This window comes from Lutibacter sp. A64, from assembly GCF_022429565.1.
Classification (GTDB): Bacteria; Bacteroidota; Bacteroidia; order Flavobacteriales; family Flavobacteriaceae; genus Lutibacter.
This window is the reverse complement of the sequence record NZ_CP092487.1, coordinates 1,868,371-1,884,907: the sequence shown is the minus strand read 5'-3', so window position 1 is coordinate 1,884,907 and position 16,537 is coordinate 1,868,371. Positions and strand designations below refer to the sequence as shown.

The 16,537-nt window shown below is 28.6% G+C and carries 14 protein-coding genes; 9 read left to right on the top strand and 5 right to left on the bottom strand.

The window, feature by feature from the left end; translation table 11 throughout:
• The first annotated feature begins 35 nt into the window (after positions 1 to 35).
• The 3 genes from MKD41_RS07955 to MKD41_RS07945 all read left to right on the top strand — a co-directional run bounded on the left by MKD41_RS07955 (position 36) and on the right by MKD41_RS07945 (position 2,233).
• Entirely contained in the window at positions 36 to 617 is a 582-nt protein-coding gene (locus tag MKD41_RS07955) for a cytochrome c oxidase subunit 3 (RefSeq protein ID WP_240244898.1), read from the top strand.
• Between the two features lie 4 nt (positions 618 to 621).
• Complete coding sequence (locus tag MKD41_RS07950; protein WP_240244897.1) at positions 622 to 867, top strand: cytochrome C oxidase subunit IV family protein; 246 nt, start codon at positions 622 to 624, stop codon at positions 865 to 867.
• Between the two features lie 115 nt (positions 868 to 982).
• Positions 983 to 2,233, top strand: coding sequence for an alginate export family protein (locus MKD41_RS07945; protein WP_240244896.1), 1,251 nt, complete (start codon positions 983 to 985; stop codon positions 2,231 to 2,233).
• A gap of 60 nt (positions 2,234 to 2,293) precedes the next feature.
• On the opposite strand, the gene MKD41_RS07940 is transcribed toward MKD41_RS07945, so the two are convergent.
• The 5 genes from MKD41_RS07940 to MKD41_RS07920 form a co-directional block, all read right to left on the bottom strand.
• Positions 2,294 to 4,645: a glycoside hydrolase family 95 protein gene (locus tag MKD41_RS07940; RefSeq protein ID WP_240244895.1), complete on the bottom strand. Its 2,352-nt coding sequence runs from the start codon at positions 4,643 to 4,645 to the stop codon at positions 2,294 to 2,296.
• Between the two features lie 71 nt (positions 4,646 to 4,716).
• Positions 4,717 to 5,694 (bottom strand): phosphotransferase, encoded by a 978-nt coding sequence (locus MKD41_RS07935; RefSeq protein ID WP_240244894.1) that lies wholly within the window; start codon positions 5,692 to 5,694, stop codon positions 4,717 to 4,719.
• A gap of 10 nt (positions 5,695 to 5,704) precedes the next feature.
• Positions 5,705 to 6,838 carry a PQQ-dependent sugar dehydrogenase gene (locus MKD41_RS07930; RefSeq protein ID WP_240244893.1) on the bottom strand — a complete coding sequence of 378 codons (1,134 nt, stop codon included), beginning with the start codon at positions 6,836 to 6,838 and terminating at the stop codon, positions 5,705 to 5,707.
• Positions 6,839 to 6,999: 161 nt separating this feature from the next.
• Positions 7,000 to 8,928: a CocE/NonD family hydrolase gene (locus MKD41_RS07925; protein ID WP_240244892.1), complete on the bottom strand. Its 1,929-nt coding sequence runs from the start codon at positions 8,926 to 8,928 to the stop codon at positions 7,000 to 7,002.
• Positions 8,929 to 9,050: 122 nt separating this feature from the next.
• The gene (locus MKD41_RS07920; RefSeq protein WP_240244891.1) at positions 9,051 to 9,434 is read right to left on the bottom strand and encodes a DUF423 domain-containing protein; all 384 of its coding nucleotides are present in this window, start codon (positions 9,432 to 9,434) and stop codon (positions 9,051 to 9,053) included.
• Positions 9,435 to 10,008: 574 nt separating this feature from the next.
• Between MKD41_RS07920 and MKD41_RS07915 the strand changes: the two genes are divergently transcribed.
• The 6 genes from MKD41_RS07915 (at position 10,009) to MKD41_RS07890 (ending at position 16,482) form a co-directional block, all read left to right on the top strand.
• The gene (locus MKD41_RS07915) at positions 10,009 to 10,233 is read left to right on the top strand and encodes a hypothetical protein (protein ID WP_240244890.1); all 225 of its coding nucleotides are present in this window, start codon (positions 10,009 to 10,011) and stop codon (positions 10,231 to 10,233) included.
• Between the two features lie 269 nt (positions 10,234 to 10,502).
• On the top strand, positions 10,503 to 11,255 hold the full coding sequence (locus MKD41_RS07910; RefSeq protein WP_240244889.1) for a GLPGLI family protein: 753 nt from the start codon (positions 10,503 to 10,505) through the stop codon (positions 11,253 to 11,255).
• A gap of 290 nt (positions 11,256 to 11,545) precedes the next feature.
• A complete protein-coding gene (locus MKD41_RS07905) occupies positions 11,546 to 11,812 on the top strand; it encodes a hypothetical protein (protein ID WP_240244888.1) in 267 nt (88 codons plus the stop codon).
• Between the two features lie 79 nt (positions 11,813 to 11,891).
• Entirely contained in the window at positions 11,892 to 12,617 is a 726-nt protein-coding gene (locus MKD41_RS07900; protein ID WP_240244887.1) for a GLPGLI family protein, read from the top strand.
• A 23-nt stretch (positions 12,618 to 12,640) separates the two neighbouring features.
• On the top strand, positions 12,641 to 15,301 hold the full coding sequence (locus tag MKD41_RS07895) for a carboxypeptidase-like regulatory domain-containing protein (RefSeq protein ID WP_240244886.1): 2,661 nt from the start codon (positions 12,641 to 12,643) through the stop codon (positions 15,299 to 15,301).
• Between the two features lie 677 nt (positions 15,302 to 15,978).
• Positions 15,979 to 16,482, top strand: a complete 504-nt coding sequence (locus MKD41_RS07890) for a hypothetical protein (protein ID WP_240244885.1) — start codon at positions 15,979 to 15,981, stop codon at positions 16,480 to 16,482.
• Positions 16,483 to 16,537: the final 55 nt, after the last annotated feature.

The following is a 16,537-nucleotide window of genomic DNA, read 5'->3' as shown; positions in this document are numbered from 1 at the left end:
ATAAACTAGGTTGACAAAATTTTATATTTCAAGATATGCAAACACAAACAACAAATCATAAAAATTTATACTATCCACCAGGTGGAATTCTTATGTGGATTATAATTTATTTAGAACTATTTACTTTTGGTATGGCATTAATTGCTATGGTTTATTATAGTAAAGATGAACCCGAAGTTTTTCATAATTCAAGGTTGTTGCTAAACACAACTTTTGGAACTGTTAATACTATCTTTTTACTTACAAGCGGTTTTTTTATGGCAAAATCTGTGCAAAGCTATAAAGAAGCTAACATTAAAAAAACGATTTTATTTTTAAAGTTGACATTATTAGGTGGACTTTTATTTTTAATATTAAAGTCTGTTGAATATTACCTTAAGATTGATGGTGGTTATACTATAAACTACAACACCTTTTTTTCATTTTATTGGATGCTAACATTATTTCATGTGATCCATGTAATTGTTGGTTTGGTAATTTTAATCAGTGTTTATAGAGGTTTAAAAAAAGAAAAAATAACCACTTCTGTTGAAGATTTTGAAGCAAGTGCTTCATTTTGGCATATGTGCGATTTAATTTGGTTGCTATTGTTTCCTATAATTTATTTAATTTTTTAATATAATGACAAATAAAATATTTTTACAAGTTTGGGTTGTACTCATTTTACTTACAATTACTACTGCCTTGATTTCTAACACGGCCTTAAGCATTAAATCTGCTGCACTACTTATTTTAGGTATTGCAGTTGTTAAGTTTTATGGAGTTTCATTTTATTTTATGGAAGTACGAAAAGCTCATTTGTTTTGGAAAATTGCACTGTTATTTTGTGTGTTACTCTTTTTAATAATAAGTCTCTTAATTTTATAATTTTTAATAAATTGATAAAAATCAGTGTTTTATATGATTTATGACTGTATTTTAGTATTTTAAAAGATTAAAAGATCTTTAAATGTTTGAAAGAATGTAATTAAAACAAAAACCAATGAGAAAATTATTAATTTTAACTCTTTTAGTAACTTTTATAGTAACTAATTTAACAGCTCAACAGTTTGATTTATCAGCTGAATTACGACCTCGTTTTGAAAACAAACACGGTTTTGGGACTTTAATGCAAACCGATGCAGATGGTGCAAATTTTGTATCGCAGCGTACACGTTTAAATTTTAGTTTTACACAAGATAAAATAAAGTTAGGCGTTTCTTTGCAAAATGTAAGAGTTTGGGGAGACATTAGTACTTTAGGTGCCGATGATAATGCTACTATGTTACACGAAGCCTGGGCAGAAGTATTATTATCTGAAAATTTTTCTTTAAAATTAGGACGTCAAGAAATTGTATACGACGATAGTAGAATTTTTGGAAATGTGGGGTGGGCACAACAAGCAAGAAGCCACGATGCTATGCTAGCAAAATTTAAATTATCGGAAAAAAGTAAATTAGATTTAGGTTTTGCTTTAAATGCTGATAGTCAGTCTGGCATCGACAATTTATACAGTAATATTGCGGGTTATAAAACATTTCAATACGCTTGGTTTCATACAAATGTAACTAATTTAGGCATTAGTCTTTTAGCATTAAATAATGGAGTTGAATATTTAGAATCTGGTGATCAAACAGTAGATTATTCTCAAACTTTAGGTACAAGATTAACCTATTTCGAAGGTGATTTTGGAGCAGATCTTTCTGCTTATTTACAAGGGGGAAGTTTAAAAGGAAATGATGTTTCTGCTAATTATGTTGGAGTTAATTTAAATTATAAAATTTCTTCAGAATTTGCTATTGGTGCTGGAATTGAAATGCTATCTGGTAAGGATACAAACGACACTTCTTCAGATGTTAAATCGTTCAATCCTCTGTTTGGTACAAACCATAAATTTAACGGTTGGATGGATTATTTTTATGTTGGAAATCATTTAAACTCTGTGGGTTTAGTTGATGTTAATGTAGCTTTTTCTTATAAAAAAGATAAGTTTTCTGCCGCGTTAATTCCTCATTTCTTCTCATCTGCAGCTGATATTTATAATGGAACTACAAAAGAAGATAATAATTTAGGTACTGAAATAGATTTAAATCTAGGCTATAAAATTTCTGATGACATTATGTTTAATGTTGGGTACTCTAAAATGTTTGCTACCGATTCTATGGAAATTATTAAAGGAGGTGATAAAGACGAAAATAATTCTTGGGTTTGGATGATGTTTACTTTTAAACCAACTTTATTTTCTTCAAAATAAAAAAGTAATTAAAAAAGCAAAGCCGTTGTAAAAAACGGCTTTGCTTGTATATAACAGTTATTAGATTTTATAATAACCTTTGCTATTCAGTTTAAACTTTTTGGTTTTACCATTTTTAATGCTATAAGTCCCTTTTTTATTTGGTGTTCCTTTAATTGTGGATTTGGTAAGTTTTCCCTGTTTCCATTCAATATCAACTTGAAAACCACCTCTAGTTTTTAGTCCTTTAACTTCACCTTGTTTCCAAGCATCTGGTAGTGCAGGTAATAACTCAATAATACCAGTTTGAGATTGTAGTAGCATTTCTACAATACCAGCAGCACCACCCATGTTTCCATCTAATTGGAAAGGCGGATGCGCACACAATAGGTTTTGATAAGTACCACCCCCATTTGCCATTCTAATTTCTTTTGAATACACAGGATTTAATAAATTTTGAAGTAATTTATGAGCACGGTTTCCATCTTTTAGTCGTGCCCAAAAATTGACCTTCCAACCTAAAGACCATCCAGTTCCACTATCACCTCTGGCATTTAAAGTAACTTTAGCTGCGTCAGCCAATTTAGGCGTTTTTGTTGTAGATATTTGGTTTCCAGGATAGAGTGCGAATAGGTGTGAAATATGACGGTGTTTGCTGTTTGGGTCATCAACATCTTCATTCCACTCTTGTAATTGTCCCCAACTACCAATTTGAGGTTTTAAAATAGCATCTCTAACTTCCTTTGCCTTTTTTGTAAATTCATCATCAATATTTAAAACTTTTGCAGCTTTAATACAATTGTTAAGTAAATCCCAGGCAATTTGATGGTCCATAGATGCTCCATTAGAAATTCCACCATGTTCAGGTGAATATGAAGGTGTAGAAACTATATTACCTTGATCGTCTAAAGTTAAATAATCAATCCAAAATAAAGCAGCTTCTTTCATAACTGGATATGCTTGTGATTTCAAAAATTCAGAATCTTGTGTAAAATCATAATGATCCCATAAATGTTGAGAAAACCAACCTGCTCCTCCAGGAAAAAATCCCCAAGGAATTCCCCATCCTGGTGATGTATATCCGAAAGCATTACACATGGTGTTTACCATCCAGCCTCTTGTGTTAAAAAATTCTTTTGAAGCCAATTTACCTGGTTCTACAAGACTTTCTATATAATTTAAAAAAGGCATGTGGCACTCCGATAAATTTGTAAGTTCAGCAGGCCAATAAACCATTTGTAAATTTATATTACTATGATAATCTGCAGCCCAAGGAGCACTTGTAGAGTTGTTCCATTTACCCTGTAAATTCATAGACATTGTTTTTGGTCGACTTCCAGAAATCATTAAATAACGAGCATATTGAAAGTATAAAACCTCTATACCAACAGCATCTTTGGTTTTAAAATAATTTTCTAATCTTTTATCTGTTGGTAATTCTGAAAAAGAATTTCCTTCTAGATTAAATTGAACTCGATTAAATAAGTTTGTATAATCTGTTATGTGTTCAGTTTTTAGATTGTTGTATGAAACTGAAGCGCCACTTTTTATATTTTTAGCATTAATCGCTTTAAAATTTGTACCACTGTAATTTGGGTATTTTAAAGAAAACGATGTTGCAGCAGCATGTAAAATGGTAATTTCTTTTGCTCCTTTTATATAAATAATTCCATTTTTATAACTTAAGGTTCCTTCAGAAATTTTAAAATGTAATTTAGTTTCAAACCCCATTCCGTTATCTGGAACTTTTCCTTGAAAACTATAAGTACTGTTAGTGAAATTTTCTTTTACTAAGGCATGTGGTGTTTTAAAACGAATTTCATAATCGGTTTTTTCTGAACTTGAAAATTGATAAACCATTAGGTTTTTAGGGTAATTACCAAAAAATTCACGATTATATGTGGTGCCATCTACTTCAAACTGTACTTTTGCTATGGCTTCACTAATATCTAAGCTACGTTTGTAATTTGTAATTTCACCTTTTTTATGTGCTACTTTTACAAAAATATCTCCCATAGTTTGTTGAGAACCATAATCTCCAAATTCAGCTGTGTATTTTTTACCTTTATTTATTTTACCAACAAATGATTTTTTAACTAAAGAATCAGCTTTTTTATATGCACCTTCTTTTAATAAGGCTCTAACTTTAGGTAAGTTTTTATGAGCATCTTTTTGGATTCCAAAATTATAATCTGGATTAGAATCTGGTCCTCCAGACCATAAGGTTCCTTCAGAGAATTGAATGTGTTCTTCTTCTGGGTCTCCAAAAATCATAGCGCCTATATAACCATTTCCAATAGGTAATGCTTCTGTCATCCAATCAACAGCAGGTGTGTTATACCAAAGTTCTAAAGGTTTTTTTTCTTGACCATTTATTTGAAGGTTTAACAATAAAATAAAAGTGAATAATGTGAGTCTTGAAAGAGGCTTCATATTTAAAAAATTTGAATTCCAAAAATAAATAAATTAAGCCTATTTTATATTACAAACTGTTAATATTTTCTTTATTGTTTAGAATAATTAATCCAAGATTTTATACGGTTAACATACATTTTTAAATAATTTTCTGTTAAAAATATATTAGACCAGTCAAACCGTTGAGATTGTACGCCTAAATAAAATAATTGTGTTGCTACTGCAGCGCTTGGAAGTAATGTTAATTCAGTATTTGTTAGAGTTAAAATGTTTTGATATCCCTCTAAAAAATGCTTTAATTTAAGTTCGTAATCTTTTTTATCAGTTTCAATATTAAAAAGTTGATTTGTAAAGTATGCCACGTCAAATAGTAACCAACCATTTCCACAAAAATCAAAATCAAATATGGTAATTTCATTTTCATTTGTAATATTCATATTATCATACCAAATGTCTAAATGTACAATTCCACTTTTAATTTGAGTTGTGTCAACTTGTTTAAAAATTTCACTAATTAAGTTTCCATGTTCTTTTATAAATTTCATTTCTGGTAATGCTTCAGAAAAATAATTACAAGCGTATTTATAAGGTAATTTAACCAATGTTTCTGTAGTATAATTAATACGATTTATGTTTTTGTTATGCGTAATTTTATGAAAACTCGCCATAAGGTTACCAATTTTAAAACAAGTTTCAGGAGTCATAAATCGTATTTTTTTTCCTTCAGCAAAGGAAAATAGTACGGCATATCTAGTGCCTTCAGGAGCGTTTATTTTTTGAATAAATTCTCTTTTTTTATCTTTAATAGGAAATGAAACACTTAAATTATGAGTAGCTAATTTATTTAAAAGTTCAAGTTCTTCTTCAATTTCTTGTTTAGTTCGCCAATTATAACTGTAAACTCTTAACGCGTATTTGGTGTTATTAGTTGTGATAAAATATGTATGGTTAATACCTGTTCTATATAGTTTACAAGTACTATTTGTAGGTAAATTATAGTTTTCTATTACAAATTTACCTAGATGATTTTCAGAAAGTGTTGAGGCTGAAACTGGAAAATCTGTCATTAATAATTTTTTAAAGTGATGGTGTTAAACGTACAATTCCTAAATTTTGGACAGCCACGTAAATATAACCATCAGGAGCTTGACGTACACAACGTACACGACCAATATTTTCTAGTAATTTTTCTTCTTTTACTACTTTATTGTTTTCTATAACACAACGACTTATATATTGAAATTTTAAAGAACCGACCAGTACATTTCCTTTCCAGTTTGGATATTTATCGCTTGTAACAAATGTCATTCCGCTTGGCGCAATAGAAGGAGTCCAATGGTGAATAGGGTTTTCCATTCCTTTAATAGAAGTTTTATCAGTAAATTTTGTACCGCTGTAATTAACTCCAAAAGATGCTTTTGGCCATCCATAATTTTTACCAGCTTTTATAATATTTATTTCATCACCACCTTTTGGACCGTGTTCGTGTATCCAAATTTCACCAGTTACCGGATGCATTGCCATTCCTTGTGGATTTCTATGTCCGTAAGAATAGATTGCCTTTTTAGCATTTTTTGTATTGTAAAAAGGGTTGTCTGTTGGAATTGTACCATCACTGTTTATTCTATAAATTTTTCCGGCATCTTTAGTAATATCTTGTGGATTTTCATCTCTAACATAACGATCCCCAATTGAAAAATATAAATAACCATCTTTGTCAAATTCTATGCGAGATCCAAAATGTGTTCCGCTTTTTGTGTTTGGAGTAGCTTTGTATAATACTTTGGTTTCAGTTAGAGCACCATCTTTTAATTTTGCTCTCATAATAGTTGTATTTCCACCATTACCATCGTTTTCTATGTTTGAAGCGTATGATAAATACAACCAACCATTTTTGCTATAATTTGGATCTAATTCAATATCTAATAAACCACCTTGACCTCTAGCAAAAACTTCTGGTACATTTTTAATACTAGTTTTTACACCGTTTTTAAAATGAATTAATTCACCTTTTAATTCTGTAATTAATAGAGAATTATCAGGTAAAAAAGCCATACTCCAAGGAATATCCATATCACTAACAATGGTTTCTACTTCAAAAGAAGAATGAGTATTATTTACCATTTGCATAGCTAATTTTTCTGAAGGTTTTTCTTTACAAGAAATTAGTAGCATTACTATAAAGCTGAAAAATAAAGTAGAATATTTCATAAGATATAAATTTTAGTATTCTTGTCATTCCAGCCTCTCGACTTCGCTCAAGATAAATTTCGGCAGGAATCTACATGTTATAAAAACAAATTCCAATCTATGTAGAATTGACAATTAGTTAAAAAAACAAAATATGTTTTAAATATATAATATACAATTTTTTATTTTAACACTGTAAACTCAATTGCTGAAGATGTAAAAACAGTATGTGTTTGTGTTTTAAAATCTTCTTCTTTAGCTTTAAAAATATTATCTACATACGTTTGTGGATTTAAATCAATTAACGGAAACCAAGTACTTTGCACTTGAATTTGTAGTTTATGCCCTTTTTTAAATGTATGATGTATATCTTGTAATTTAATATTCACAGCAGTTTTTTTGTTTGGAATAAAAGGTTCTGGATAGGTGAAACTGTTTCTAAATTTTCCTCGCATAACTTCGCTACGCACCATTAAATGATAATTGCTCATTTTTAAATGATTTTGCATATCCTTATTATTTTCTTTAGAATCTGAAGGATGTACATCAATAATTTTTACAATCCAATCTGCAGCTGTTCCAGTTGTTGCTACTTGTAATTTAGCTAAAATTTCTCCACTAATTGTAATTTCTTCATCTAAAAAATCGGTTTCAAAAACTAACACATCACTTCTTCTAGCAGCGAAACGTTGATCATCTGTCATATATTTTCTAGGTGTAAAAACCGTTTTAATATCTTCGGAATACGGAACAGGTTTTTTAATATTACTAATAAATTGAATACCTATTTCTTTTCCTTTTTTAGAAGTTAATTCTTGATTATCACTTAAATAAAACGTTTCTTTTTCAGAATTTTCTGGTGGCCAAGCATTATAACTATTCCATTCTTTTTTTCCAGTATCGTACACATAGGCTTCTGGTAGTCCAGAATTTTTATCTCCATTTCCTTTTAAAAAATGATTAAAGAATTTGGTTTCAATTTGCTCTTGAAATTTTATTGAAATAGAATCGCCAAAATAATAATTTCCTACACTATTATTTGTTTTGGTACTTGCCCATTGTCCGTGACTCCAAGGTCCAAAAACTAAAGTATTATAATTGTCTTTATTGTATTTCTCTATGGTTTTGTAGGTTTCTAAAGGACCGTATAGATCTTCAGCATCAAATTGTCCGCCAACAACCATAGTTGCAACTGAAGATTTAATGTTTTTTAAATGCTGAATAAGACCTTTGCTTTGCCAAACTTCGTCGTAATTTGGATGTTCTTTCAGTTCATTCCAAAAGAAATCGCTTGTGTTCTCACTGTTTTTTAATGCAGGATTGTCTAATTTTTCATATTCAAAAAAGTGATCTAAATTACTTAAAGGACCAGCATCTAAAAAAAACTGATATTGATCTTTTGTTTTAAGGTCTGGAATTTTGTACCATGCTGTATCAGTAGGTGTATCTTTTGGAGTTCCAAACAATGGAACTGCTCTAAAATAACTCAATAAAAAAGCTCCATTATGGTGAAAATCATCGAAATAAAAATCGGCAATACTAGCCTGTGGTGATGCAGCTTTTAAAGCAGGATGCGCATCAATAGTTGAATACGTACTATAAAAACCAGGATAACTAATTCCCCAAGTACCAACATTTCCGTTGTTGTTTTCTATATTTTTTACTAGCCAATCAATAGTATCATACGTATCGGAACTTTCGTCAACAAAAGTGCTGTCTTTTTTATTTGGAATATAGGCACGCATATTATCATACGTTCCTTCACTCATCCAACGCCCACGCACATCTTGATATACCACAATATTGCCTTCTTTCATTAAATGTTCGTTTGGCGCAATACGGGTTTTAAACTTATTTGCTCCATAAGGTCTGGTACTGTAAGGTGTGCGTTGTAATAGAATAGGGTAGGTTTTACTAGTATCTTTTGGTGTGTAAATTGAGGTAAATAGTTTAACACCATCGCGCATAGTGATGGAAGTTTCTATTTTGTTGTAATTTTCTTGAACATAATTTGTTTTTTCTTGGGTGAATTCAGTACTGTTGTTTTTACAAAAAAATAGTGTAGTAATTGTTAATATTAATGCAATTACTTTAAAAGTGTTGTTTTTCATTAATGGAAGAGTTGATTTAGTGGTAAATCTACAAAAAAAATAGCATTTATAATTCGTCATTGCGAGGGAGGTAGGACCGTGGCAATCTTTTTGATAAAGCCTTAATTATTATAAGTTTATTGTTAGCTTATATTTAAAATAGTATAAAATAACAAGCACCAACCACAAACTAATAGTAAGCCACCAAGCGGTGTAATTGGACCTAAAAATCGTAGTTTTTTATTTTTTGCTGAAGAAATTACCAAACCATAAATACTAAAAGAGAATAAAACAATTCCAGCAATAAAACTATACACCATATATGTTTCTGAAGCTGTTTCTAACTTTATATTAAAACCAATAAGTAAAAGAACAATTGCGTGGTACATTTGATATTTTACACCAGTTTCAAAACTTTTTAATTGTTCTTCTGTTAGATTTTTTTTTAAAGCGTGCGCTCCAAAAGCACCAAAAATAACGGATAATCCTCCTAAAATACTTGCAATAATTAATGTGAATTGAGTCATTTTATAAATGAGTTAGTTTTTGTAAATGTAACTATTAATTTAATGCCAACAAGTTTTATTAAAGTACGGTTTTTCCACACTATAAGTAAGGTAAAACCATAAATTGTTTTTTTTTAATAAAATATAGCAATAATATTTTGATGAGTTTTTTTTTTTTTTTTTATACATTTATCTTGAAAAAGAGTTAAAAATTGCATTATGAAACATCCAAAACCTATAAAATTTCCATTTTATTTTAAACTGTCGTTGAGCGTGGTTACTGAGCGGAGTCGGAGTAGAGTCGAAACGCTGTTAAACAGTTGTCAATTTTTAAACTGTCATTTCTGCCTTTCGACTTCGCTCAAGATAAACTTTGGCAGGAATCTCATCCTTATAATCCAAACAGAAAAATCCTCTGCTTGTAAAATTTTAAGAACACAATACGCAAATAAAATGTTTAACCTAAAACCAATAACTATTATGACATAGCTAATACATACAAAAAGAGGAAGTAAAGCAAAAGTAATACTCCTCACAAAATTAAAAAAATATAAAGCGCAATTATGCGCTATTAACTAATTTAAATTTTATAAAAATGAAAAAAATAATATTAGGAATGGTATTTGTAATTTCACTGACTCTCAATAGTTTTACTATAAAAGTTGAGAATGAAAGCTTAGGAGATGATTGTGTTGAATATGCTTGGGATAAGACTGATCAATTGCAAGAAGATACGGGTGCTAATTGGAGTGATTGGGATTATTGGGATGTTACAAATTACTACTACGAACAGTGTTTGGGACTTGACCAAGAAGTATAGTATTAAAAATGTTTTGTGCATTTGATTAAGAAAATTATGGTTTTATATGAAGCATATAGTGTTATATGATAATTATATCACTTGATTATGTTTTTTAAAATACAGTCTTAAAATTCCAAAGGTACAAGGTGAAGTTAACTGATTTACAAGATATTATTAGCTAACTTCAAAAAAAATCATTAAAAAACTTTCTTTTTAGTGTTAATTAATACATTTAGTTACCCTTATCAATGTTATTTGATATTGGTAAGGGTCATAAAACTCTAATAATGAATATAAAATCAAAGAAAATAAAAGTATTATTATTTTTTACGGTTACATTTTTTTTTAATTTAAAATCAATTTCTCAAGAGAATGTTTTATTTGTAACCTACAAAAAGAATAGTATTTTAAGTGAGTCAAAAAAAATAAAAGATGCCAATCAGCTTAAAAGAGTTAAAAATTTTGATGATGAACAAAATAATGAACTTAAAAATGTAGAATATTACTTAACATGTAATAAAAGTGAATCATTGTTTAAAGTTCAAGATATTTTAAAAAAAGATAACAACAGGAGAAAGAAATTATTTATAAAACTTGGAGGAGGTGGAGATATCGTTTACACAAATTTTAAAACTAAAGAACAGCTTTGGGAGAAAGAAGCATTTGGCAGTTTATTCTTAGTATCTAATAATATAAATGCTTATAAATGGCAACTTCAAAATAAAAGTAAGAAAATTGGAAAATATACTTGTTATAAAGCTATTGGAGAAAAAAATATAGTTGTTAAAGGTAAGAATAAAAAAGTTGAGTTAACAGCTTGGTACTCTCCTGAATTAAATTTTCCATTTGGCCCTGCCGAGTATTGTAACCTTCCAGGACTTATATTAGAAATTAGCGATTCAAATATAAAGTTTGTTGCATCAAAAATTGAATTTAATCAGATAGATAAAAAGTATAAAATCTCGAAACCCACTAAAGGAGAAAAAGTAACATTAGAAGAATTAAAAAGAATTGGTAGTAAGCTAATTTTAAAGCAATGAATTAAAAGTTGTATTTGATTGTACCCCTTATTTTGATTTTGAGTAAAAACTAAAATAATATTCGAATAATTAAAAAATGGATGTTAATTTATAAAACAGAAAAATCCTCTGTTTGTAAAATTTTAAGAACACAATACGCAAATAAAATGTTTAACCTAAAACCAGAAACTATTATGACATAGCTACTAAATACAAACAGAGGAAAGTGTTGCAAAAGTAATACTCCTCGCAGAACTAACAAAATATTAAAGCGCAATTATGCGCTATTAACTAATTTAAATTTTATTAAAATGAAAAAAATAATTTTTAGTATGGTATTTGTATTTGCAACTGTAAGTTTTGTCAATGCAAATTCTAAAGTTGAATCAAATACTGTTTTATCATTAGACAGTAAGACTGAAGTTTTAGATTCAAGTGATGAGGCAGCATTTGATGCTGGAGAATCTGAGGCAGAGGCAGGAGGTTCTGACGAATCAATATTTAATCATATGAATTTGGCATATGCTCTTTGCATGGGATATTCTTGGGAAGAAATTGATGCTGCTGGTAATATATAGTAAAACGATAATTAATAAAATAAGGAGGAGTAATACAATAACTCCTCTTTATTTTGTTTTGTAATTTAAAATAATTAAAATGAAAAAAATAACATTAATTCTATTTATTATTTTTCCAATAATAAATATTATTGCACAAAACAAAGATATTTATGGTAGTGTTTATTATAAATTCACACCAAATAATAATGAAATTACTAAGAGAAATAATGCAAAAAAGAATGTAAAGGACATGTATAAAGGATTATATGAATTTATTGCTGATGTTAAGTTTAAATTAGAATTTGTAAATAAAAAATCAATTTTCTCCGTAAAGGATGAATTGGATAATGGATTAAAACCAAAAGGAGCGTCAATTGCAAGTAAATTAATAAGTAACGGCAGCTATTATTGCGACCTGAATGAAGATATACAATTGAGAAAAGTTGATGGAGAAATATTAGTAGAAACACAACCATCAAATATAAAATGGATACTAACACAAGAGACTAAAAAAATTAATAATTATTTATGCTACAAAGCGATTTCTAGCGTAACAAATAAAAACTCAACGGGTGTATATACATTCGAAATAATAGCTTGGTATACTCCAGAAATATCAGTAGCCTCTGGTCCGAAACAATTTGTTGGTTTACCTGGGTTAGTATTGGAGTTAAAAGATACACATTATACCTTTTTTGCAACGGAAATTGTTTTGTTTCCTAAAGAAAAACCTATAATTAAACCATTTAAAGGTAAAATTATTACAGAAGAGAAATATCAAGAAAGAATTAGAGAAATGATGGGTGGCTTTATTAAGAGATAAATATTTTTGAAAGAATTTAGTGTATGCTTAAAAAATATAGTGCTATTTTAGGGTTTTTTATAATCGGTGTTTTTTTTACAAATGCCCAAACCATTACCTTAAAAGGTAGTGTTAAAGACAGTTTACAAAACCCTTTAAGTTATGCCAACGTTATAGCAAAACCAGCAGATGTTTCTAAAAATTTACAGTTTAGTATTACGGACAATGATGGTTTGTATAAATTAGAACTCTCAAAAAATGAAGTTTATACTATTTCTGTAAGTTATATGGGTTTTAAAACGGCTAGTTTTAAGTTTACAGCAACAGAAAATACGCAACAACATATTGTTTTAAAAGATGCACCAAACCAATTGCAAGAAGTTGTAATTGAAATGCCTGTAACCGTTAAAGAAGATACTATAACCTACAATACAAATAAATTTGTAACAGGCGAAGAACGTAAACTAAAAAATGTACTTAAAAAATTGCCAGGTGTTGAAGTTGATAAAAATGGAGGTGTAACAGTACAAGGTAAAAAAGTAACTACCTTATTGGTAGAAGGTAAAAAGTTTTTTGGTGGTGGTTCTAAATTAGCGGTAGAAAATATACCTGCAAATGCTGTTGATAAAATACAAGTAATAGATAATTATAACGAAATTGCTTTTTTAAAAAATGTATCAGATACAGACGAAATGGCAATGAATATACTATTGAAAGAAGACAAAAAACAATTTGCCTTTGGAGATATAGAAGCTGGAAAAGGTGCTAAAGATTTTTATAGAGCGCACAGTAACTTATTTTATTACAGCCCAAAAACCAATGTTAATTTTATAGGAAATTTAAACAATACTGGCGAAAAAATTTTTACGTTTAGAGATTATATGAGTTTTCAAGGTGGTATAAGTGCCGCTTTAAAAGGGGATGGTTCTATTTACAATGTTTCCGCAACTGATTTTGCTAATTTTATGGAAACTCAAGATTTGGTAACTAGCACTAATAAATTTGGAGCTTTAAATATTTCAAAAGTGGTAAATAGTAAATTAGATATTTCTGGTTATGCTATTTTTTCACATTCAAAAAATGAAACATTTATTGCTTCGGTAAATGAATACACTGCATTTACTGAGGAAAAAGAAAATACTTCAACTAGTAAAAATATTTTAGGAGTCGGAAAATTTAATATAGAATATGCGCCTACAATAAACCAACAATGGTATTTTAAAACGCAATTTAAAAAAACAGATAATTTAAAAAGTAATAATATTATTTCAAGTATTGAAAATGATGACAGGACAATTTTTTCAGAAAATAATGCGGAAGCAATTTACTTAAATCAGAATATAGAATGGCATCAAAAAATGTCTAATAAACATACGTTTTCTTTTGCTGCGGATATTACTTTCGATAAAAATAATCCAACAACACTTTGGGAAGCAAACAACGCTATTTTACAAGGATTAATTCCTATTGAGCAATCAGATAATTATAGTATAAATCAACAAAAAGAAATACAAAACACTACAATACATAGTGTTTTTAAGCATTATTGGGTGTTAAATAATTTTAATCATATTTATACAACTGTAGGAAACAAATACAGCAACGAAACTTTTTTTACAGAAGACAGCCAACAATTAGAAAATGGGGTTATAAATAATTTTGCTTCCGCAGGTTTTGGAAACGATTTAGACTATCAATTAAACGATTTATTTTTAGGCGTTCATTATAAATTTAAAACAGGTATTTTTGAATTAAAGCAAGGTGCTTTTTTACATAATTACAATTGGAATTTAAATCAGCAAGAGTCTAAAAAAAGTAATAAAATAGTTGTGTTGCCAGATTTTTCAGCAGAAATTAAATTTAGTAATTCGAAAAAGATAAAATTAAATTATCAGTTAAAAAGTGCTTTTTCAGATGCTTCAAAATTGGCAAATCGGTTTTATTTACAGTCGTATAATTCGGTGTACAAAGGAAACGAACATTTAGAGAATGAGTTGTATCATACTGCAAGAATGTATTACAGCCGTTTTAGTTTGTACCGAGGTTTAATGTTGTTTGGAGGAATAAATTATACTAAAAAAGTTAAAGGACTTCAAAATGCAGTACAATTTAACGAAACCGATCAATATATTTCTCCAATAATAGTAGATAATGCATCAGAAAATTGGTCTTTTAATTTAAATATTGATAAAAAAATTAAGAAATTTAAATATGGATTGAATACAAGAGTGTTAACTTCTAGTTATCTTCAAAATATAAATGAGTCATTTGTAACCAATAAAAGTAATAATTATAGTTATACGCTTTCAGTAAAAACGTTGTTTGATAAATTTCCAACAATTGAAGTAGGTTTTGAACAAAGTATTGGTAATTACACATCGAGTAACAGTACTTCTAAATTTGTTACAAACCAACCGTACCTAAATATAGATTACGACTTTTTAGAAGGATTTATTTTTTCTTTTGAATACGAAAATTACAATTACGAAAACAAAACATTTAATCAAAAAAACACCTATCAGATTGCAAATAGCACGCTTTCATATAAAAATGAAGACAGTGCTTGGAGTTTTAAAATAGACGCTCAAAATTTATTTAATGTAAAATATAAACAACAAAATAGCTTTTCGTCCTACATAATTTCGGACTCAAAAACGTATATCTTACCGAGAATTGTAATGTTTTCTATTGGGTATAATTTGTAGTTGTAATTATGTCTAGTTTGTCAAACTGAGCTTGTCGAAGTTGGTTTATTAGTTAGTTAATCTATTTCGACAAGCTCAATATGACGTTTTCGTCAACCTGAACTTGATTAAGGTTCTCATATAAATTAGTGACACTTATGATGCGGTTCTGAATCAAGTTTAGAATGACGAGCTTTTAAGCATATTAATAATCTAAATTTATACTCTAACTCCTAATAAAACTTACATTTTTGCAATTAAGTAAGGTTTTTTTCTACTTAAGTAAAAGGAATCCGTAAAATTTTGTTTTCTAGTGAAATAAAGCAATATTAACTTGCTGATTTTTTTTTTTTTTATAAATTTAACTTGAAAAAGAGTTAAAAGTTGTACTATGAAACATGCAAAACCAATAAAATTCTCATTTAAATTTTTCATTTCATTCAATACAGAAATTCCATTTTTATTGTCATTCCTGCGAAAGCAGGAATCTCATCCTTATTATCTAAACAGAAAAATCCTCTGTTTGTAAAATTTTAAGAACACAATACGCAAATAAAATGTTTAACCTAAAACCAATAACTATTATGACATAGCTAATACATACAAAAAGAGGAAGTAAAGCAAAAGTAATACTCCTCACAAAATTAAAAAAATATAAAGCGCAATTATGCGCTATTAACTAATTAAAATTTATTAAAATGAAAATATTTTCAAAAAAAATTATAAGTTGTGTATTTATTTTATCTATAATATTCTCATGCTCAGAAGAAAAAGGATCAACAGATTTAGAAGGAATTGAAACAACTATACAGAAAACAGAAGTTCAATTCTCAAAACCAGGAGTATATAGTAAAGCAACATCTCAAAAAGGTTTTATAACAATTACTTTAGAAGATATAAACGATGAAGAATTTAGTTTTGAGTTGTCTCAAAATCTTATTGATTTTATTGGAATACCAAAAGATGAGTTGTACAATTTAATTAAAAATGAATTAGAGTTAAGTGGTTATAATTCAAAAAGCTATTCCTCTAAGAGTAGCGGCGGTATTTCAGATTGTAAAAGTAAATGCAATGATGATTACACAGATGAGAATGGGGGAAAAATAAAAGGACGTGGTTGGTGTAAAGCAGGTTGTTATCTTGATGCAGTTGTACAAGTAATTGTTGATAATGCTGATGTTATTATTAAAGCATTATTATAATCTTTTAAAAGATAAGATGTGAGTTTATTTTTAAATTCACATCTTAAAAATAATA